The sequence below is a fragment of the Azonexus sp. genome, from assembly GCF_030824335.1.
Classification (GTDB): Bacteria; Pseudomonadota; Gammaproteobacteria; order Burkholderiales; family Rhodocyclaceae; genus Azonexus.
This window is the reverse complement of the sequence record NZ_JAVBXX010000007.1, coordinates 128,922-149,964: the sequence shown is the minus strand read 5'-3', so window position 1 is coordinate 149,964 and position 21,043 is coordinate 128,922. Positions and strand designations below refer to the sequence as shown.

Genomic DNA, 21,043 nt, shown 5'->3' with positions numbered 1-21,043 from the left:
AATCCGGCCATGGCAAATCCCATCAAACGCACCGTATTCTTCATTTCAGACGGTACCGGCCTGACCGCCGAAGCCCTCGGCCACAGCCTGCTGACCCAGTTCGAGAACGTGGTTTTTTCGCAGATCCGCATCCCCTTTCTCGACAGCATCGAAAAAGCCCAGGAAGCGGTCCACCGGATCAATGCCCAAGGTGAATCCGACGGTATGCGGCCGATTGTCTTCACCACGCTGATCGACACAGAAATTTCCGGCATCGTGCATCAGGCCGATGCCTTCTGCATGTCGTATTTCGAGACGTTCCTGGCACCGCTGGAAATCGAACTGGGACTGAAATCCAGCCATACCGTCGGCCGTTCGCACGGTACGGCCGACAGTTCGGATTACAAGAAACGCATCGAGTCGATCAACTACACGCTGGCCCACGACGACGGCATCACCGACCGCGGGCTGGAAGAAGCCGACGTGATCCTGGTCGCCGTCTCGCGCTGTGGCAAGACGCCGACCTCGCTCTATCTGGCCATGCAGTTCGGCCTGAAGGCCGCCAATTTTCCGCTGATCCCGGAAGACTTTGATCGCGGTCGACTGCCTGGCACGCTGGAAAAGCATCGAGCCAAGCTCTTTGGCCTGACCATACAGCCGGAGCGCCTGCACCAGATCCGCGAAGAACGTCGCGCCGACAGCAAGTACGCGTCCTTGGCCAATTGTCGCTACGAAATTGCCGAAGCAGAAAAGATGATGCGCCGCGAAGGCATCCGCTGGCTGGATTCGTCGACCAAGTCGATTGAGGAAATCTCGACCACCATCCTGCAGGAACTGAATTTGCGCTGAGTTTTCACCAAACCTGCGCAGATCCGCTGGCAGAGGGCCACTGGCTCTCTGCCACGGCGTAACGAAGATTCAAGCCAAACGCCGCCGTACCGCCTCGAACAGGCAAACGGCGGCGGCAGCGCCGACATTGAGCGACTCGACAGCACCCGGCATCGGGATGTGAACCTTGAGTCCGGCAGCGGCAATGATTTCATCACGCACGCCCAAACCCTCCGCCCCGAAAACCCAGGCCAGCGGACCTTGCCAGTGCGCGGTGTAAAGCGACTGTGCGCCATCCAGACAAGTCACGGCGGTCGTGCCACGATATTCGGCCATGAAAGCCGGAAAATCGGCGTCCTCGAAAATCTCCAGGACGAAATGGGCGCCCTGCCCGGCGCGCAGGACTTTCGGCGACCAAGCCGCCGCACAGCCCGGCGCCAGGAGAACCTGTTTTACCCCGGCAGCAGCAGCCGTGCGCAGCAAGGTGCCGACATTTCCCGGGTCCTGTACGCCATCAAGCAAAACAGCGTCGCTATCGAGGTCGACCGCAACATTCGGGCACGGCATGGTCACGACAGCGAGCAGACCCGTCGGCGTTTCCACCAAGCCCAGTTCGCGCATCAGCGCATCACTCAACAGCGTGCAGTCCCGGTCACCCAGATAGCCGGCAACCTCACCATGGTGCAGGGCCGACTCGGCCACGATCAATTGTTCAACCAGCCCGCGCTGCGCTTCCCAGGCTTCGACCAGATGCACGCCATCGAGCAGCGTCTGGCCGAGCTTGCGCCGTTCGCGCCCCGATTCGGCCAGCCGTTTCAACTGCTTGAAAAACGGATTGTCCCGCGACTGGATCAGTTTCATAGCAAGGACAACTGCCTGGCCACCGGCCCGAAACTGCGCCGATGCACGGGCGATGCACCATGTTCAGCCAAGGCCGCACAATGCGCGGCAGTCGGGTAGCCCATGTGGCGGTCAAAACCGTATTGTGGATATTGCGCGTGCAGCACCAGCATGCCGGCATCACGGACTGTCTTGGCCAGAATCGAGGCGGCGGCAATCGAGGCGATCTTGCCATCCCCTTGCACCACGGCTTCGGCCGGCACGGCAAGCTTGGGACAACGATTGCCGTCGACTAGGACGCTGGTCGGCGCGACAGGTAACGCAGCCACCGCACGCTGCATGGCCAGCAGCGTGGCCTGCAGGATGTTCAACTGGTCGATTTCCTCGACACTGGCTTCGGCAACCGCCCAAGCCAGCGCTTTGGCGCGGATTTCGATGGCCAATGCCGCCCGTTTTTTTTCCGACAGCTTCTTCGAGTCATTCAAGCCATCGATCGGCTGCGCCGGGTCGAGAATGACCGCTGCCGCAACCACGGGTCCGGCCAATGGCCCGCGACCGGCCTCGTCGATGCCGCAGACCAGGCCTTCAGGAACGATCAGCGCAGGCATCGAATGACGGCTTGGGCAGCTTTCTCGGCGGTGTTCTGCCTGAGTTGCAGGTGCAAGTCGGTGAATGCTTCTTCTATTTCCCGAGCCGCGTCCTTGTCTTCGTAAAGTTTGACCAGCGCAGCCGCCAGATTGTCCGGCGTCGCCTCATCTTGCAGGATTTCCGGCACGACGAATCGCCCGCACAAGACGTTGGGCAAACCCACATAGGGCAGATACGCCATACGCTTCATCAACCAGTACGAAAACTTGGCGATCTTGTAGGTAATGACCATCGGCCGCTTGATCAGCGCCGCTTCCAGCGTCGCCGTGCCACTGGCCACCAGACTTACGTCGGATGCACCGACGGCATCCTGGGCATGACCGAAGAGCAGGCGGATTGGAATATCGGCAGCATGTTGGCGATAAATTGCTGCCTCAAATTGCAAACGGGTTTCTCGGGTTGCCAGTGGGACGACAAAAACTGCATTCGGCAGGAAACGCTCGCGAATGATTTTTGCCGTTTGCACGAAGGTATCGGCCATGGCTTGCAGTTCGCCACGCCGACTGCCCGGCAACAACGCAAACGTCGGGTAATCGCGCGGCAGGGCAAGCTTTTCGCGCACTTCCTGCCGGCTGGTTTCGAGCGGAATCATATCAGCCAGCGGATGCCCAACATAGGTGACCGGAATGCGTTCCTTCTCGTAAAGCGGTGGTTCCATCGGAAACAGCGCCAACACCCGGTTGACCGCACGCGCGATTTTCTTGATCCGCCCGCCGCGCCAGGCCCAGATCGATGGGCTGACATAGTGAACGGTCGGAATCCCGGCCGATTTCAGACTGCTCTCCAGACCGAGATTGAAATCCGGCGCATCGATCCCGATGAAAATATCCGGTCGCTCGTTGAGCAAGCGCTTTTTCAACTGACGGCGAATTCCGGAAATTTCCCGATAATGCTTGAGCGCTTCCCAATAGCCCATGACCGAAAGCTTGCTCATCGGCCACCAGCTCTCCAGCCCCTGACCCTGCATTCGGGGACCGCCGATACCGAAAAAAACGGCGTCAGGAAGCTGCTTTTTCAATGCAGCAATCAGGTGAGCACCCAGCAAATCCCCGGAGGCCTCGCCCGCCACCATGGCAATACGGACGACCTTGCTCATATCAGCGGATGATGCCCCGTTTGGAAACTTCCAGGAAATCGACAAAGCGCTGAACATCCGGCTGGGTCTTGGCATCTTCCGCCAGCTTGACTTTCGCTTCTTCAAGCAAGAGACCGGATTTGTACAGGGTGCGATAGGCGCGCTTGAGCGAAGTGATCGACTCGGCATTGAAACCCCGCCGCTTCAACCCTTCGACATTGATGCCATAAGGCTGCGCCGTATTGCCCGCCGCCATCAGATAAGGCGGAACATCCTGCAAAATGACCGTACTGACCGCTGTCATGACATGCGCGCCAATGCGGCAAAACTGATGCACACCGGTAAAACCGCCAAGAATTGCCCAATCCTCGACCACCACATGACCAGCCAGCTGGGAGTTGTTGGCAAAGGTGCATTTATTGCCCACATGGCAATCGTGAGCGATATGCACGTAAGCCATGATCCAGTTATCGTCGCCGATGCGTGTGACGCCACCATCCTGTACCGTACCGAGATTGAAGGTACAGAACTCACGGATCGTATTGCGATCACCGATTTCCAGGCGGGTCGGCTCACCGGCGTATTTCTTGTCCTGCGGCACTTCGCCGAGGGAACAGAACTGGAAAATACGATTATCGCGGCCAATCCGCGTATGGCCGTTAATCACCACATGCGGACCAATAATCGTGTGGTCGCCGATTTCGACATGTGGTCCGATGATCGAATAGGCGCCGATTTCGACATTGGCGCCTATCCTGGCGCCGGGATCGACGATGGCTGTGGGATGAATCATCTTACAGATCCCGTTTGGCACACATCAATTTGGCCGAGGCCGCCAACTGGCCGTCAACCCGCGCTTCAGCCTTGTATTTCCAGATGCCACGCATCTGGCGTTCGATTTCAACGTGCAGATGCAACTGGTCGCCCGGCATGACCGGACGCTTGAAACGGGCTTCATCGATGCCGGCGAAATAGAACACGGTATCCGGCGACGGCTTTTCTTCCATCGTCTTGAACGACAGGATGCCTGCCGCCTGGGCCAGCGCTTCCATGATCAGGACGCCCGGCATGACCGGATGATGCGGAAAATGACCGACGAAAAAAGGCTCGTTGATCGTTACGTTCTTGTAGGCATGAATGGATTTGCCCGGCTCGATTTCGAGCACACGGTCAACCAGCAGGAAAGGATAGCGGTGCGGCAAATGCTCCAGAATCTCATGAATATCCATTTAATCAATCCCTTGTATTATTTTCTTTAAGTTGCTTTTCTAATTCCGCAACGCGGTCAGCCAATTTTGACAGACGACGAATGTGCGCTGCGTTGCGCACCCAGTCATCGTGGCTATCGAGCGGGAAAACCCCCGTATAACGTCCCGCTTCGGTAATACTTTTCATCACCAGCGAACCGGCCGAAATCGTCGTGCCCGCTGCCAGCGACAGGTGGCCGGTAATCATCCCTGCCCCACCAACGACGCAATGCTCGCCCAGCGTCACACTGCCGGCTACACCTGTACAACCGGCCAGCACGCTATAAGGACCGATATTGCAGTTGTGCGCCACCTGCACCAGGTTATCGATCTTGCAGCCTTCGCCAATTACAGTATCTTCCAGTGCACCGCGGTCGACCGTCGTATTTGCCCCAATTTCCACATCATCGCCGATCCGCACAATCCCGATTTGTGGAATCTTGATCCAGGCCTTTCCCTCGGGCGCAAAACCAAAGCCATCCGCACCGATGACCGTACCGGAATGAATGATGACGCGCTGGCCCAAAATACACCCGTGATAAACGGTGACATTCGGATAGAGGATCGTCCCGTCACCGATCGATACGTCATCGCCAATGACACAACCGGCATGAATGACCACATCTTCACCGAGGTGAACATTGCGTCCGATACAAACATGCGGCCCGATCGCAGCACTTTCGGGGACGGCCGAATCAAGCGCGGCTGAAACATGCACGCCGGAAAACCCGACCCGAAGGGGATTAAGCAAGGTCGCAACACGCGCGTAGTAAGCGTAAGGATTGGTGCAGACGATGCGCCCGCCAGCAAAGGAATCGGCAGCATCGGGGGCCAGAATCACGGCCGTCGCCCGGGTTGTCTGCAACTGGCTGCGATACTTCCGGTTTGCCAGAAAAGAGATATCACCCTCACCGGCAGATGCCAGCGTGGCTACCCGGGAAATACGGATTTCGCCATCCCCAAGTACATCGCCGCCCAAACGGGCGGCGATCTCGGAGAGCGTAAATGAGAGCGCTTCCGAACCAGGCATCACTTAGCGTCGGACAGGGCCTTGATCACGCGTTCCGTAATGTCAAGACGCGGGCTGACCCAAACGACATCCTGCAGGATCAGGTCATATTTTTCGGATTCGGCAATCTGCTTGATCGCACGATTTGCCTTTTCAATCACTGCGGCATTTTCTTCATTCTGGCGCAGATTGAGATCTTCACGGAATTCGCGCTGCCGGCGCTGGAATTCACGCGACAGATCGCCAAACTCCTTTTCCCGGGTACGGCGTTCGGATTCGGACATGGTCACGGAATTCTTTTCCAGCCCCTCTTGCAAGCCTTGCAGTTGCTTGGCCATGCGCTGCAATTCCTGATCGCGCCGGGAGAATTCGCTTTCCAGCTTTTTCGCTGCCTTCTGAGCGGCAGGCGCATCACGGAAAATACGCTGGGTATCGACGTAACCGACCTTCAACTCAGCCGCAGTAACGCCAGTAATGCAAAGCGCCGACAGCAACGAGGCGAAAACGAGTGTTTTAGCTTTCAACATGAGACTCCTGAATCAAAAAGTAGTACCCAACTGGAACTGGAAAGTTTCGGCTTCATCCCGATCCTTTTTGTTCAATGCTGAGCCAAGGCTGAATTTTAACGGGCCAACCGGTGAAATCCACGCGGCAGTCAGACCGGCAGAATAACGGAGTTCACCAAGATCAAGCTTGTCACCACGTGCATAAACCTGTCCTGCATCGAAGAATACGCCAAGTCGTGCCGCGTTTTCAAACCCTGGCAAATTCCACAGAAGCTCGGCATTGCCAATGATTTTCCGGTTACCGCCCAGACGATCCTCGCCCTCGAATGTTCCCGCTGTCCCCAGGGAGCTACCTTTATAGCCGCGAACCGAGTTCACACCACCCGCATAATAATTCTTGAAGAACGGCAGTTTTTTGCCGCCCAGACCATTGGCAAAACCGAACTCGCCATTCAACATCAGCGTGAAACGCTTGGACAACGGGAAGAAATGTTGCAACTGGTAATTTGCCCGGTAATAAGTCAGATCAACACCAGGCAAACCAAATTCGACACCGGCACGCTGATAAGTACCAGCGGTCGGGAAGAAGAAACTATTCTTGTTGTCACTGATCCAGTTCAGGGACAAGGGCAGGGAAACGTTGGTCTTGCCAAAATCATTGACGTAATTCTTGTAATACGTCGGACTACTGTCGTAAGTCGTGATGGAAGTTGAATCCACCGCCAGACCCACGGTAAACGACTGATTTTCGCCGATCGGGAAGCCAAACCGCACGCCAGCCCCTGTCGCTTCGGATTTGTAATGCGCAATTTCTGTCGTTTCCGTATCCGTCGTTCGATGATAAATATCGAATCCCTGACTTACGCCATCAGTCGTGAAGTAGGGATTCGTATAGGAAAACGCGTAGGTGCGATTGGACTTTGCCGAATTGACCTGAATGGAAACATTGTTTCCGCTCCCCAGGAAATTATTCTGCGAGATGGAGCCGGAAAGAATCAGCTTGTCGGTACTCGATGTCCCGACCCCCAGCATCAGGTTACCGGTCGGCCGTTCAGTCACATTGACATTGACATCCAGTTGATCCGACGTTCCAGGCACCGGCGGTGTCTCGACCGTAACATCGGTAAAGAAACCAAGACGGTCGACACGCTCCTTGGAGGTCTTCACCTTGTCTGCATCGTACCAGGCACTTTCCATCTGGCGAATTTCCCGACGCACCACTTCATCACGGGTCTTGGTATTGCCAGTCACATTGACCCGGCGCACATAAACACGCTTGCCCGGATCGACAAAAATGGTGAAATCAACTAGACGTTTTTCCCGATTGATTTCCGGGGCAGCATTGACATTGGCAAAGGCATACCCCTCCTTGCCTAGACGATCACTGATCGCCTTGGTCGAATCATTCAACGAAGCACGGGAAAAAACATCGCCAGCACGCACGGTGACAAGCTTCTTCAGTTCCTCCTCCGGAATATTGAAGTCCCCGGCCAACTTGACCGAAGCCACCTTGAAGCGCTCCCCTTCGGTCACATTGACCGTGATGAACACATCCTGCTTATCCGGTGAGATTGATACCTGAGTGGATTCGACATTGAATTCCAGATAACCCTGATCCAGATAGAAGGATTTCAGTTTTTCCAGATCGGCAGTCAGTTTTTGCCGTGAGTACTGATCGTTCTTGGTGTACCAGGTTAACCAACCCGGTGTCGTCAACTCGAACAAGCCCTGGAGATCCTTTTCAGGAAAAGCCTTGGCACCAACGATATTGATCTGTTGAATTTTTGCTGCTTCACCTTCGACAATATTGAAATTGATGCCAACACGATTACGCTCCAGCGGCGTAACGGTGGTGGTTATCTGGGCTGCGTATTTGCCGCGCGACAGATATTGGCGCTTCAATTCCTGTTCAGCCTTGTCAAGCAGCGAACGATCGAAAATGCGTCCGGTGGCGATACCGGTTTCTTTCAGTGCTTTGGTGATCACATCCTTGTCGAACTCTTTGAGTCCAACAAAATTCAGGGTCGAAATCGCCGGGCGCTCCTGAAGCACCACAACCATGACCTGGCCGTCGACATCAATGCGTACATCGCGAAAAAAGCCGGTCGCAAACAGCGCCTTGATGGCTTGTGCGGCCTTCTCGTCATTCAGCGTATCGCCGACCTTGACCGGCAAATAGCTGAAAACGGTACCCGCTTCAGTCCGCTGTATCCCTTCGACGCGAATATCCTTGACGGTAAACGGCTGAAATGCCATTGCGGGCAGGGAAAACAGACCAGCAATCAGTGCAGACAACAGGGATTTTTTCATTATTAGCCGCCGAAAAGGCGAGTCAAGTCGTTAAAAAATGCGAAAGCCATCAAGGTGAACAATACGGCTAGCCCGAACTGCTGACCAATTGCCATAACCCGCTCCGAAAGGGGCTTCCGCCTGATAGCTTCGAGCATATGATACATCAAATGCCCACCGTCCAGCACCGGGATGGGCAGCAGGTTCAGGACACCCAGACTGATGCTGATCAGCGCCATGAATTTGACATAATAATCCAGGCCAAGCCGGGCTGACTGGCCAGCGTAATCAGCAATGGTGACTGGGCCGGAGAGATTTTTCCAGGAGACTTCACCAGTCAACATTTTCCCCAGCATCACCAAGCTGAATACGGATTTATCCCAAGTCTCACGCAAGGCTTTTTGCCCCGCCTCGAAAAACCCATAACTCACATGCGTACGCAATTCGCGCTGCGTTTCCGCCGACTCAGCCACAGCAACACCAATCCGGCCGATCTGCTGACCACGTTCGGAAAACACATCGGGAACGACGTCGACCGCAAAATTCTGCCCATTACGCTGAAGATGCAGCCGCAAACTGCGTCCCCCTGCCTGACGAATGGTAATAACCAGTTCATGCCAGTGAGTGATCGCCTTGTCGTCTATCGCCAAAACCAAATCACCTTGTTGCAAACCGGCGCGTTGTCCCGCCCCGCCCTCGGCCAGTTTGCCAATAACCGCCGGCAAATCCGGGCGATAAAAACGCAACCCAAGACGCTCCAGCGCATCGCCCTCCCAACCCTGCTCACTAGCAGCGGCAAGATAAAGACGCCTGAGAGCAATTTCCCCTTGCGCGTTGATCACCTCAAGAACGGTACTTTCCTGATCGACCGCCTTGTGCAAAACCTGCCAACGCAAATCATTCCAGGTCGCCACCGGCTCACCGTCAATACTGCGCACCTGCTCGCCGCCATGTATTTGCGCGATAGCAGCGGGCGAACTGGCTGTGGGCTGACCCAAAATCGGCAGCAACTCGTTGCTGCCGACCATGAAAACGCCCCAATAGAGCAAAATCGCCAGCAGAAAATTAGCCAACGGTCCAGCCGCGACGATGATGCTGCGCTTACCGACAGTCTGACGATTGAAGGCTCGATGCAATTCTGTCGTATCGACATCGCCCTCTCTTTCATCAAGCATCTTGACGTAGCCACCGAGCGGAAAAATGCTCAGTGCCCATTCGGTACCGTCAGCCCCAAAACGGCGCTGCCAGATGACCTTGCCGAAGCCGACCGAAAAACGCAGCACCTTGACGCCACACCAACGCGCCGCCAGGTAATGCCCCAACTCGTGGACAACAATCAGGGTGCCGAGTGCCAGTCCGAACGCCGCCAGATAAAACGGCAACTCGCTCATGCAAACCGCCCGTCGACGATCATCGACTCTGCCAGGCTACGCGCTTCGGCATCGGCGCCGAGTACATCGGCCAAACTGCCTTCCGGGCGGGCGGGCAGCGCAGAAAGCACCGCCTCGTTGAGCTTGGGAATCCCCAGAAACGGCAAGCGCCGATCAAGAAACGCTGCGACGGCAATTTCATTCGCCGCATTCAAAATGGCTGGCGCCGTTCCGCCTTCATGGAGCACGTCGTAAGCAAGCTGCAGGCAACGGAAACGTTCGAAATCTGGGGGGAAGAAATCGAGACGCCCGACCTTGAACAGGTCCAAGGCCTCAACGCCGGCCGCGATCCGTTCCGGCCAGGCCATCGCATACGCAATGGGTGTCCGCATGTCCGGATTGCCTAGCTGCGCCAATACCGAGCCATCGTTGTATTGCACTGCCGAATGAATGACGCTCTGCGGATGAACGACCACCTGGATCATTTCTGGCGGTGCGTCGAACAACCAGCGCGCTTCAATGACTTCCAGCCCCTTGTTCATCAGGGTGGCTGAATCTACGGAGATTTTTCTACCCATCACCCAGTTTGGGTGGGCACAAGCCTGCTCCGGCGTTACCTGACCGAGATCGCTCAGCGGCGTATTGCGAAATGGGCCGCCCGAGGCCGTCAGCAAAATTTTCTGCACACCGCACGGGACCAAGCCACGGGCAAAATCGGCGGGCAAAGCCTGGAAAATCGCGTTGTGTTCGCTGTCGACCGGCAGCAGCGTTGCACCATGCTCGCGCACCGCGTGCATGAACAATTCGCCGGCCATGACCAGCACTTCCTTGTTCGCCAACATCACCCGCTTGCCGGCACGGGCGGCGGCCAAGGTCGGTTCAAGACCAGCGGCGCCAACGATGGCAGCCATCACCGCGTCCACTTCGGGCAAGGACGACAATTCAATCAGTGCTTCGATCCCATGTCGCACTTCTGTCGCCAAACCGGCGGCACGACAGCGCCGGGAAAGTTCTTCGGCCAATTCGGCATCACGCAGCACGGCGAAAACCGGGCGAAACTCAAGACATTGCTCGAACAGCTTGTCCACTTGGCTGTGCGCGCATAGCGCAAAAACCGAATAACGATCGGGATGCCGACGAATCACATCAAGCGTACTGACGCCGATGGAGCCAGTCGAGCCAAGCACGGTAATATTTTGCTGCTTCATGCGCCGTACACGAAAAGTAACCAGATAGCCGCGACCACCGGCAGCGTCGAGGTCAGGCTGTCAATGCGATCAAGTACCCCGCCATGACCGGGCAGCACATTGCTGCTGTCCTTGATGCCGGCCTTTCGCTTGAGCAGCGACTCGAAAAGGTCGCCAATGATGCTGACGGCGGTCACCAGCAGCAGGACAACAACCCAAAGCGGCAAAGCAACCCGGTCGGCGAGGAAAAAATGACCGATCAACAAGCCATAAATCAGCACGCCAAAGGTCGCACCATAGGCCCCCTCCCAGGTTTTCCCCGGACTGATGCTCGGTGCCAGCTTGCGCTTGCCGAAACGGCGACCGGCAAAATAGGCCGCAATGTCCGCCATCCAGACGACGGCAAATACCGCCAGCAAGACGCCCGGGCCAATTGCCCGCAACTGCACCATGGCCAGCCAGGTCGGCAACAGGACAACGGCGCCGACGAGCAAGCCGGAAACACCGCGCAAGGCCCATTTCCCTTGGAGCCAGAATGGAATCAACAGCAACCAGAATGCGGTCGACAGCCCGTAAAACAGGAAAACCCAGGGCTGGGCAGGCAAAAACTCGGCTGCACCAATGTTTGAACCGATCGCTGCGGGATAACTGAACGACAAGGCTGCACAAATTGCCGCTGTGCTCACGCCAAGCAGCAAGCGCCCAGTCTTTTGCCAACCCAGCAAAGCCCCCCACTCCCAGCCGGCCACACCGATGAATGCAGCAATCAGCAGCGCCCAGTGCGCCTGCGGCAACCAGAAAATACTGGGCAACAGGATCGCCATCAGGGCCAGCGCCGTGATGACGCGCGTTTTAAGCATGGGAATTGTCCGTCAATTGTTCGCTGGTACGTCCAAAACGACGCTCGCGTTGCTGATAGGAAAGAATCGCCTTGTCGAACTCTTCGCCATTGAAATCCGGCCAGAGCGTTGGCGTGAAGAAAAATTCGGTATAGGCCAGTTGCCAGAGCAGAAAATTACTGACCCGCTGTTCGCCGCCGGTGCGAATGAACAGGTCGGGCTCCGGGGCAAAATGCATGGAGAGAAACGGCTCGATATCGCCCTCTTCCCAGGCCGCTGCCTTTTCCGGAAAAGCCTCGGCCATGCGGTTAACCGCCTGCATGATGTCCCAGCGCCCGCCGTAATTGGCCGCAATGGTCAAATCAAGCCGGGTATTACCGGCCGTCCGCTGCTCAGCCTGGCGAATCAGCGCCTGCAAACCGGGATCAAAGCGCGACAGATCGCCGATCACATGCAGGCGGACACCATTACGGTCGAGTTTCTCGACCTCCTGCTCCAGCGCCTTGACGAACAACTGCATCAGCAAGGTTACTTCTTCTTGCGGTCGACGCCAGTTTTCGGAAGAAAAGGCAAACAGGGTCAGATACTGGACGCCACGTTCGAGACAGGAACGCACCATCTCGCGGACCAGTTCGACCCCTTTGACATGCCCTGCCACACGCGGCAGAAAACGTTTTTTTGCCCAGCGCCCGTTGCCGTCCATGATGACAGCAACGTGTTTCGGCACTGCCGCAACCTGCGGAACATCACGCGTCGAACTGGAGAAAAGAGCCATGCAGCCAGAACGGCTCAGATCTGCATCAGCTCGGCCTCTTTGGCGGCGAGCATCTTGTCGACTTCGGCAATGGATTTATCGGTCAGTTTCTGCACATCATCCTGGGCACGACGCTCATCATCCTCCGGAATTTCGCCCTTCTTGAGCGCATCCTTCAAATGCGTATTGGCATCACGGCGCAGATTGCGGATCGCCACCTTGGCAGCCTCGCCTTCGTTCTTGACGACTTTGATCAGATCACGGCGACGTTCTTCGGTCAACGCCGGCATCGGCACGCGAATCAGGTCACCCTGCGAGGCGGGATTCAGACCCAGGTCGGAATCGCGAATCGCTTTCTCGACCTTCTGAACCATGCCTTTTTCCCACGCCTGGACACCCAAGGTGCGCGAATCGACCAACGTGATATTGGCCACCTGATTCACCGGCACCGGCGAACCGTAATAATCCACCATCACATGATCGAGCAAACCGATATGCGCACGTCCAGTACGAATCTTCAGCAGGTCGTTCTTCAACGCCTCCAGCGTTTTCTGCATCTTGTGGTCAGCAGTTTTCTTGAGTTCAGCAATCATCACTTTCTCCCTCAGCAATAAACCAGCGTACCCTCATCTTCACCGCAAACCACGCGCTTCAGCGCGCCGGTCTTGAAGATGGAGAATACGTTGATCGGCAGTTTCTGATCACGGCACAGCGCGAACGCAGTCGCATCCATCACCGCGAGGTTTTGCGAAATCGCATCGTTGAAGCTGATCTTGTCATAACGAGTGGCCGAAGGATCTTTCTTCGGATCAGCCGTGTAAATTCCGTCGACCTTGGTCGCCTTCAGCACGATTTCCGCGCCGATTTCCGAACCGCGCAATGCTGCAGCGGTATCGGTGGTGAAGAAGGGGTTGCCGGTACCGGCACCAAAAATTACCACCTTGCCTTCTTCCAGATAGCGGATCGCCTTGCCGCGAATGTACGGCTCGATTACCTGCTCGATATTCAGGGCCGATTGCACACGGGCATTCAGGCCGGTTTGACGCATTGCGTCGGACAGCGCCATGGCGTTCATCACCGTGGCCAGCATGCCCATGTAATCTGCGGTAGCGCGATCCATCCCGGTGGCCGTACCGGCCATCCCGCGGAAGATGTTGCCACCGCCGATCACGACGCCGATTTCCACACCCAGGTCGGCAACTGCCTTGATTTCCGCGCAGATACCCAGAATGGTCTGCGGATTGATGCCGTAAGCATCACCGCCCATCAGGGCCTCACCGGAAAGTTTCAGCAGGATGCGCTTGTATTTGGGTGTAGTCATCGGCATTCCTTTCAATTACTTCTTGGCAGCAGCAGCGGCAGCCTGGGCAGCAACTTCGGCAGCGAAGTCGTCAACCTTCTTTTCAATGCCTTCGCCAACCATGTACAGCGTGAAGCTGGCCACCGAAGCGCCCTTTTCCTTCAGCAACTGTTCAATCGTCTGCTTGCCGTCAGCGGCCTTGACAAAAACCTGGCCGAGCAACGTAACATCCTTCAGATACTTCTGCACAGTACCTTCGGCGATCTTTTCCAGCATCGCTTCCGGCTTGCCGGCTTCACGGGCTTTCTCGATGGCCACGCGACGCTCGGTGTCGAGCAACTCGGCGGAAACACCGGATGCATCCAGCGACTTCGGCTTGGAAGCAGCAATGTGCATTGCCAGATCCTTGCCCAGTTGCTCATCGCCACCGACCAGATCAACCAGCACGCCAACCTTGGCACCGCCGTGAATGTAGGAAACCAGCTTGCCCTTGCCTTCGCAACGGGCAAAGCGACGAATCGTCATGTTCTCGCCGATCTTGCCGATCAGTGCGGTACGGGTCGATTCAACAGTACCTTCGCCCATCGGCAGCGCCGACAGTGCAGCCACATCAGCCGGGTTATTGGCTGCAACCAGTGCGGCACAACCGTTAACGAGCGCGATGAACTCGTCGTTCTTGGCGACGAAATCGGTTTCGCTATTAACTTCGATGATTGCACCAGTCTTGCCATCGGCCGAAATGCTGACTGCAACGATACCTTCAGCAGCGATCCGGGCAGCAGCCTTGGACGCCTTGTTACCCAGCTTGACGCGAAGAATCTCTTCTGCCTTGGCCATGTCGCCATCGGCTTCGGTCAAGGCCTTCTTGCATTCCATCATCGGCGCGTCGGTCTTGCCGCGCAGCTCTGCCACCATACCTGCGGTAATTGCCGCCATATTCAATCTCCTGAGCTTTGAAAACAGGCGGAGCCTGAGGCTCCGCCGTTACAACCGTATTTTTTCAGCAGCTTTTATTCTGCAGCTTCGTCGACTTCGACGAACTCGTCGTCGCCACCGGCGGCAACAATTTCCTGCAGCGCCATGCTACGGCCTTCGAGGATGGCATCGGCCACGCCGCGGGCGTACAACTGGATGGCGCGGGAAGAGTCATCGTTACCGGGGATAACGTAGGAAACGCCTTCCGGAGAGTGGTTGGTATCGACCACGCCAATGACCGGAATGCCGAGCTTTTCGGCTTCGGTGATGGCGATCTTGTGGTAGCCGACGTCAACGACGAAGATGGCATCCGGCAGACCAGCCATATCCTTGATGCCGCCGATGGACTTCTGCAGCTTTTCCAGTTCGCGACGGAAGGTCAGTGCTTCCTTCTTCGACATGGTTTCCAGATCACCAGCTTCAACAGCCAGTTCCATATCCTTCAGGCGCTTGATCGAGGTGCGGACCGTCTTGAAGTTGGTCAGCATGCCGCCCAGCCAGCGCTGGTCAACACACGGCGAACCGGCACGTGCCGCTTCTTCGCCGATGATTTCACGGGCCTGACGCTTGGTACCAACGAACAGGATATTGCCGCGATTAGCCGACAGCTTCTTCACGAAAGCCATGGCTTCGTTGTATTTGGCCAAGGTCTTTTCGAGGTTGACGATGTGAATCTTGTTGCGTGCACCGAAGATGTACGGAGCCATCTTGGGGGACCAGAAACGGGTCTGGTGACCGAAGTGAACACCAGCCTCCAGCATTTCGCGCATAGTAACGGACATTGCAAAAACTCCTTTAAGGGTTGAACCGCCACCCGCCGCTAACGTCCGTCATTATTTGGTTTTGACGAACACCCTTAATCGGCGAATGTGTGGATTTGACGTCGCGCTTGAGACGCGACGCCGTGATTCGCGATCTGACTGATCGAGAAAAACCCGTCGATTATAGCATCTAAATCAACGGGTCAAAAGACCTGAACACACGCTAATACAAGAGAACAGGACGAATGGGGTTGCGCAAGCTACTTTCCGGCACTGGACACCAGCATGCGCTCGAGATAAGGCTGCCAATCCGGCATCTGCAAGCCAAAATCCGCTTCAAGTTGCCGACAGTCCAGCCGGGAGTTGCCCGGCCGACGGGCCGGCGTTGGATACTCAGCCGTTGTGATGGCACGGATCGCCCCGGACTGCAAACGCAACTCATGCCCGGCAGTTGCGGCGAGATCAACGATGCTGCGGGCAAAATCACACCAACTGACAGCTCTTGACGATGCCAGGTGATACAGCCGATTTTCGCCCTTTTCAAGCCGTTGACCGCAGGACAGCAGCGCCAGCACATTGGCGGTAACATCGGCGATCAAAGCCGCCGGCGTCGGGTTGCCGAATTGATCGGCAACGACCCCGAGATCGTCCTTTGTTCCCGCCAGACGCAAGATGGTCTTGACGAAATTTGCACCGTGCTCGCCAAAAACCCAACTGGTACGAAAAATCAGGGACTTGCCGCCGACGGCGCGGATAGCCGCTTCACCCGCCAGCTTGCTCTGCCCATAAACACTCTGCGGGGCAACCGCATCGGTTTCGACGTACGGGCTGTCTTTCTTGCCGTCGTACACGTAGTCCGTCGAGTAGTGCACCAACAACGCGTCGAGTATCTTCGCCTCTTCGGCCAGAATCCCCGGTGTATCCGTATTGATCCGCGCAGCAAGCTCTGGTTCAGACTCGGCTTTGTCTACCGCGGTATATGCACTTGCATTGACGATGACCGACGGTTGAACCCGGCGTATCAGCGCACGAATCGCTAGCGGATCGCCCAGATCGCATTCGGCGCGACCACAAGCCAGCACCTGACCGATCGGCGCCAGCGCCCGTTGCAACTGCCAGCCAACCTGACCGTCCTTGCCCAGCAACAGTATTGCCATGCCCAACCTCCCTAATGGAAACGTGCGCAGTATGCCATTACCAGCGCACATGGCTTTGCGAAACGCAGGGCATCATTTATCCTAGCCCCTCCCCAACGCACCAAAAAAAATCATGAGCATCACGATCAAGACGCCTGAAGAAATTGAAAAAATGCGCGTCGCCGGGCGCCTTGCGGCCGAAGTTCTCGACTACATTGAACCTTTCGTCAAAGTCGGCGTAACCACGGAAGAACTCGACAAACTCTGCCACGACTACATGGTCGATGTGCAGCAATGCATCCCAGCCCCGCTGAATTACGCCCCGTCCGGCTACGATCCTTATCCAAAATCAATCTGCACCTCGATCAACCAGCAGGTTTGCCATGGCGTGCCCAGTGATCGTGTGCTGAAAAATGGCGATATCGTCAATCTCGATATCACGACAATCAAAGATGGCTACCACGGCGACACCAGCCGGATGTTCATCGTTGGCGAAGGCTCCATCCAGGCCAAACGCCTGTGCGAAATCACCTTCGAATGCATGTGGCTGGGCATCTCGGTGGTCAAGCCCGGTGCCCACCTCGGCGATATCGGCGCGATCATCCAGAAACACGCGGAGAAAAACGGTTATTCGGTGGTCAGAGAATTCTGTGGTCATGGCATCGGCAAGAACTTCCACGAAGACCCGCAAGTGGTGCATTACGGCAAAAGTGGGACAGGCATAAAACTTGAAGCCGGCATGATGTTCACCATCGAACCGATGATCAACGCCGGCAAGGCGGCCATTCGCGAAATGAATGACGGCTGGACCATCGTGACCAAGGACCGCAGCCTGTCCGCCCAGTACGAACACACCCTGCTCGTCACCGAGACCGGTTACGAGATCATGACCCTTTCCGCCGGCTGCCGCCCCAAACCAGACTGGATTGCCTGATGAACGTCGATGTCGCAGCCCTGCGAGCCCAGGTCAAATCACGCCAAAGCATTCTGCAAGCTCGCTATGAGCAGGACAACGATGCCGAAGCTTTACTGCGCCAGCGCTGCACCGATGTCGATGACATCCTGCGTCAGTTATGGTCGGCATTCGACTTCCCTGCCTCGATGGCACTGGCTGCGGTTGGCGGCTACGGCCGCGGTGAACTTTATCCGGCCTCCGATATCGACCTGTTGATCTTGCTGCCGCAAACGGCCAGTGCCACGACAGAGGCAAAGCTGGAGCGGCTGATTGGTCACTTCTGGGATATTGGCCTGGAAATTGGACACAGCGTCAGAACAATTCAGGAATGCCTGAATGAAGCAGCACAGGACATCACGGTACAAACCGCCTTACTCGAAGCGCGCCTGATCACCGGTAGCGACAAACTGTTTGCCACATTCCAGAAACGCCTGCACGGCAACCTCGATCCGCTCGGTTTTTTCCAGGCAAAACGACTCGAACAGCAGGAACGCCACCTGCGCTACAACGAAACCCCCTACAGCCTGGAACCCAACATCAAGGAATCCCCGGGCGGCTTGCGTGATCTGCAGATCATTTTCTGGATCGCCAAGGCGGCCGGCTATGGAACCACCTGGGATGAATTCGGTCGCGAAGGTGTGATATCCCAGGAAGGAGTCGCTTTCGGTAAACATTTTGAAGATTACCTGCGACATCTGCGTATTCGCCTGCACTTTCTTGCCGGGCGCCGCGAAGACCGCCTGCTCTTTGATTACCAGGCCAATCTGGCAGGACGTTACGGCTTCAAGGACAACGACTCGAAACGCGCCTCCGAGCAGGTCATGCAAGCCTATTACCGCAACGCCAAGGGCCTGACACTACTCAATACCATTGTCCTGCAAAATATCGAAGCTGCGCTTGCGCCGGAAACCTTGCAACACCCGCAAAATTTTGACGAGCACTTCCAGATCGTCGGCAACCTGCTCGACATTCGCGACAAAGACCTGTTCGAACGCCAGCCCGGCCTGATTTTCGACCCCTTCCTGATCATGCAGGAAAGCCACGAACTTCAAGGCATGACGGCCAGCACGCTGCGCGCCCTGTGGTTGGCCGGTCAGCAGATCGATACAAAATTCCGGGCCGATCCGGCCAACCGGGCCATGTTCCTGAAATTGCTGCAGGGCGAACGCGGCATCGTGCATGAATTCCGCCGGATGAACCAACTCGACATCCTTGGCGCCTACCTGCCGAACTTCGGACGTATCGTCGGCCAGATGCAGCACGACCTGTTCCACGTCTACACCGTCGACCAGCATATCCTGCAGGTATTGCGCAATCTGCGTCGCTTCACGATGAGCGAGTTTGCTCACGAATATCCAATCTGTTCGCGCATCATCGACGAGTTCGAACGCCCCTGGCTACTCTATGTTGGCGCCCTCTTTCACGACATCGCCAAGGGACGCGGCGGCGACCATTCGGAAAAAGGCACCGTCGACGCCCGGGAATTTTGCGAGAATCACGGGTTGACCGCAGAAGACACTGAACTGGTGGTCTGGCTGGTACGCAATCACCTGAACATGGCACAGATTGCACAGAAGGAAGATCTCAGCAACCCCGATGTAATCAGTAAATTTGCTGCGCTGGTCGGCGATACACGTCATTTGCAAGCACTCTATCTACTGACCCATGCCGACATTCGCGGCACCAGCCCGAAAGTCTGGAATCAGTGGAAAGGCAAGCTGCTCTCCGATCTTTACCACCAGACACTGCACTTCCTGACCCAGGACGAAGCGCCCGTTGCCCACGGTATCATCGCCGAGCGCCAGGCCGAAGCAATGCGTCTGCTACGCTTCTTCGCCCTGTCCGACACCGTGCATGAACGGCTGTGGAAGCAACTGGATACGGTTTATTTTTTGCGCCACTCGGCGGAAGAAATTGCCTGGCACACCCGCTCGCTGCACTACCGGATCTTCAACAATCAACCGGTCGTGCGCGCCCGGTTGTGGCAGGAAGGGGTCGGCCTGCAGGTCATGGTGTACACCCAGGACCAACCAGACCTGTTCGCCCGCCTAGTCGGCTTTTTTGCCCGTGCCGGCTACAGCATTGTCGATGCCAAGATTCACACCACGGCACACGGTTACGCACTGGACAGTTTCATCCTGCTCGACGTGGAAAAGCGCGACCATAACCGGGAGATGCTGGCTTATATCGAACATGAACTGGAAGAGCGCCTGACCCACCAATTACCACCGGAAGTCCCGTCAGCCGGCCGATTGTCCCGTCAGGTCAAGCATTTCCCGATCAAACCGGAAGTCAGTATTCGCGGCGATGAAAAAGGCTTGCACTTCGTCCTTTCATTGATCGCTGCCGACCGCCCCGGCCTGCTCTACACGGTTGCCAGCACGCTCGCCGAACACGGCGCCGAACTGCATACCGCCAAGATCACCACCCTCGGCGAACGGGCCGAGGATGTGTTCCTGATCAGCGGTGGCGACCTGCGTGACACCAATCAGCGTATCCGGCTGGAAACCGACCTGATGGATCGCATGAAAATCTGAGCCCTGCCGTCCTCGCCAGAACCCAGACTGACACGCCTCAGACTGATATGCCAAGTGGCTGACAAGCCGCCTGGCACCCAACCACCTTTTCAATGATGGTACGGACCTGCCCCATGGCCGACTGCAGTACATGCTCCAGGCTTTCAAAATGGATGCCGTTGGCGCTGCTTCCCCGTCCTGCAGCATGGTTGGCAATCACGCTGATCGCAGCGTAAGGCAAGCCCAGTTCACGGGCCAATATTGCTTCCGGCATTCCGGTCATGCCGACAATGTCGGCACCATCGCGCTCCAGGCGATTGATTTCTGCCGCCGTTTCCAGACGCGGCCCTTGCGTCGCGGCATAAACACCGCCCACCTTGACCGGGATGCTCAGTGACTCAGCCGCCTCGGCAATTTTCCGGCTCAACTCGGCATCGTAAGGCTCGGTAAAATCGACATGGGTTACCGGCGAACCGACACCATCGAAATACGTCGACTTCCGCCCCCAGGTGTAATCGATGATCTGACTGGGCAACACCACATCGCCAGGCTGCAAGTCAGCACGGATACCGCCGACCGAGGCAACCGAAATGACGCCGCTCACCTGCAGATGATTCAAGGCCCAGAGATTGGCCCGGTAATTCACCATATGTGGCGGAATACTGTGCCCGTAACCATGACGCGGTAAAAACACCGCCGGCTTGCCACAGATCTGGCCAAAAACCAGCGCACCGGAGGGTTCGCCATACGGTGTCCGGACCACTTCGCGGTGCGACACGTCGAGATTGGACAGCGTCGTCAGACCGCTGCCGCCAATGATTGCCAACAT

General features: G+C 56.6%; 21 protein-coding genes. 3 read left to right on the top strand and 18 right to left on the bottom strand.

Translation table 11 applies throughout. From position 1 onward, the window contains the following. Nucleotides 1-9 precede the first annotated feature (9 nt). Nucleotides 10-828, top strand: coding sequence for a pyruvate, water dikinase regulatory protein (locus RCI20_RS04580; protein WP_306603386.1), 819 nt, complete (start codon nucleotides 10-12; stop codon nucleotides 826-828). Between the two features lie 69 nt (nucleotides 829-897). Here RCI20_RS04580 and RCI20_RS04575 read toward each other — a convergent pair whose 3' ends face one another. The 17 genes from RCI20_RS04575 to rfbD all read right to left on the bottom strand — a co-directional run bounded on the left by RCI20_RS04575 (nucleotide 898) and on the right by rfbD (nucleotide 16,764). Beyond that, nucleotides 898-1,668 carry an RNA methyltransferase gene (locus RCI20_RS04575; protein WP_306603385.1) on the bottom strand — a complete coding sequence of 257 codons (771 nt, stop codon included), beginning with the start codon at nucleotides 1,666-1,668 and terminating at the stop codon, nucleotides 898-900. Continuing rightward, entirely contained in the window at nucleotides 1,665-2,255 is a 591-nt protein-coding gene (gene rnhB, locus RCI20_RS04570; protein WP_306603384.1) for a ribonuclease HII, read from the bottom strand. The genes RCI20_RS04575 and rnhB overlap by 4 nt, the downstream gene beginning before the upstream one ends. Continuing rightward, nucleotides 2,243-3,391, bottom strand: coding sequence for a lipid-A-disaccharide synthase (gene lpxB / locus RCI20_RS04565; protein WP_306603383.1), 1,149 nt, complete (start codon nucleotides 3,389-3,391; stop codon nucleotides 2,243-2,245). The genes rnhB and lpxB overlap by 13 nt, the downstream gene beginning before the upstream one ends. A gap of 1 nt (nucleotide 3,392) precedes the next feature. After that, entirely contained in the window at nucleotides 3,393-4,163 is a 771-nt protein-coding gene (lpxA, locus tag RCI20_RS04560; RefSeq protein WP_306603382.1) for an acyl-ACP--UDP-N-acetylglucosamine O-acyltransferase, read from the bottom strand. 1 nt (nucleotide 4,164) lies between these two features. Next, nucleotides 4,165-4,599, bottom strand: a complete 435-nt coding sequence (gene fabZ, locus RCI20_RS04555; protein WP_306603381.1) for a 3-hydroxyacyl-ACP dehydratase FabZ — start codon at nucleotides 4,597-4,599, stop codon at nucleotides 4,165-4,167. A gap of 4 nt (nucleotides 4,600-4,603) precedes the next feature. Then, complete coding sequence (lpxD, locus tag RCI20_RS04550; RefSeq protein ID WP_306603380.1) at nucleotides 4,604-5,647, bottom strand: UDP-3-O-(3-hydroxymyristoyl)glucosamine N-acyltransferase; 1,044 nt, start codon at nucleotides 5,645-5,647, stop codon at nucleotides 4,604-4,606. Further along, a complete protein-coding gene (locus tag RCI20_RS04545) occupies nucleotides 5,647-6,153 on the bottom strand; it encodes an OmpH family outer membrane protein (protein WP_306603379.1) in 507 nt (168 codons plus the stop codon). The genes lpxD and RCI20_RS04545 overlap by 1 nt, the downstream gene beginning before the upstream one ends. 12 nt (nucleotides 6,154-6,165) lie before the next feature. After that, nucleotides 6,166-8,442, bottom strand: coding sequence for an outer membrane protein assembly factor BamA (gene bamA / locus RCI20_RS04540; protein ID WP_306603378.1), 2,277 nt, complete (start codon nucleotides 8,440-8,442; stop codon nucleotides 6,166-6,168). Nucleotides 8,443-8,444: 2 nt separating this feature from the next. Beyond that, entirely contained in the window at nucleotides 8,445-9,812 is a 1,368-nt protein-coding gene (rseP, locus tag RCI20_RS04535) for an RIP metalloprotease RseP (protein WP_306603377.1), read from the bottom strand. Further along, nucleotides 9,809-10,999, bottom strand: a complete 1,191-nt coding sequence (gene ispC, locus RCI20_RS04530; RefSeq protein WP_306603376.1) for a 1-deoxy-D-xylulose-5-phosphate reductoisomerase — start codon at nucleotides 10,997-10,999, stop codon at nucleotides 9,809-9,811. Before ispC ends, rseP begins: the two co-directional genes overlap by 4 nt. Next, entirely contained in the window at nucleotides 10,996-11,838 is an 843-nt protein-coding gene (locus tag RCI20_RS04525) for a phosphatidate cytidylyltransferase (protein WP_306603375.1), read from the bottom strand. Before RCI20_RS04525 ends, ispC begins: the two co-directional genes overlap by 4 nt. Further along, a complete protein-coding gene (gene uppS / locus RCI20_RS04520; protein WP_306603374.1) occupies nucleotides 11,831-12,592 on the bottom strand; it encodes a polyprenyl diphosphate synthase in 762 nt (253 codons plus the stop codon). The genes RCI20_RS04525 and uppS overlap by 8 nt, the downstream gene beginning before the upstream one ends. 14 nt (nucleotides 12,593-12,606) lie before the next feature. Further along, complete coding sequence (gene frr / locus RCI20_RS04515) at nucleotides 12,607-13,164, bottom strand: ribosome recycling factor (RefSeq protein WP_306603373.1); 558 nt, start codon at nucleotides 13,162-13,164, stop codon at nucleotides 12,607-12,609. 11 nt (nucleotides 13,165-13,175) lie between these two features. Next, nucleotides 13,176-13,892: a UMP kinase gene (gene pyrH / locus RCI20_RS04510; protein WP_306603372.1), complete on the bottom strand. Its 717-nt coding sequence runs from the start codon at nucleotides 13,890-13,892 to the stop codon at nucleotides 13,176-13,178. 15 nt (nucleotides 13,893-13,907) lie between these two features. Then, entirely contained in the window at nucleotides 13,908-14,807 is a 900-nt protein-coding gene (tsf, locus tag RCI20_RS04505; protein ID WP_306603371.1) for a translation elongation factor Ts, read from the bottom strand. 74 nt (nucleotides 14,808-14,881) lie between these two features. Next, nucleotides 14,882-15,628 carry a 30S ribosomal protein S2 gene (rpsB, locus tag RCI20_RS04500; RefSeq protein ID WP_306603370.1) on the bottom strand — a complete coding sequence of 249 codons (747 nt, stop codon included), beginning with the start codon at nucleotides 15,626-15,628 and terminating at the stop codon, nucleotides 14,882-14,884. A 239-nt stretch (nucleotides 15,629-15,867) separates the two neighbouring features. Continuing rightward, nucleotides 15,868-16,764, bottom strand: coding sequence for a dTDP-4-dehydrorhamnose reductase (gene rfbD, locus RCI20_RS04495; protein ID WP_306603369.1), 897 nt, complete (start codon nucleotides 16,762-16,764; stop codon nucleotides 15,868-15,870). 112 nt (nucleotides 16,765-16,876) lie between these two features. On the opposite strand from rfbD, the gene map reads away from it, so the two are divergent. Both map and RCI20_RS04485 read left to right on the top strand, forming a co-directional pair. Then, on the top strand, nucleotides 16,877-17,677 hold the full coding sequence (gene map, locus RCI20_RS04490) for a type I methionyl aminopeptidase (protein ID WP_306603368.1): 801 nt from the start codon (nucleotides 16,877-16,879) through the stop codon (nucleotides 17,675-17,677). Beyond that, complete coding sequence (locus tag RCI20_RS04485; RefSeq protein ID WP_306603367.1) at nucleotides 17,677-20,235, top strand: [protein-PII] uridylyltransferase; 2,559 nt, start codon at nucleotides 17,677-17,679, stop codon at nucleotides 20,233-20,235. Before map ends, RCI20_RS04485 begins: the two co-directional genes overlap by 1 nt. A 37-nt stretch (nucleotides 20,236-20,272) precedes the next feature. On the opposite strand, the gene RCI20_RS04480 is transcribed toward RCI20_RS04485, so the two are convergent. Next, entirely contained in the window at nucleotides 20,273-21,043 is a 771-nt protein-coding gene (locus RCI20_RS04480) for an S-methyl-5'-thioinosine phosphorylase (RefSeq protein ID WP_306603366.1), read from the bottom strand.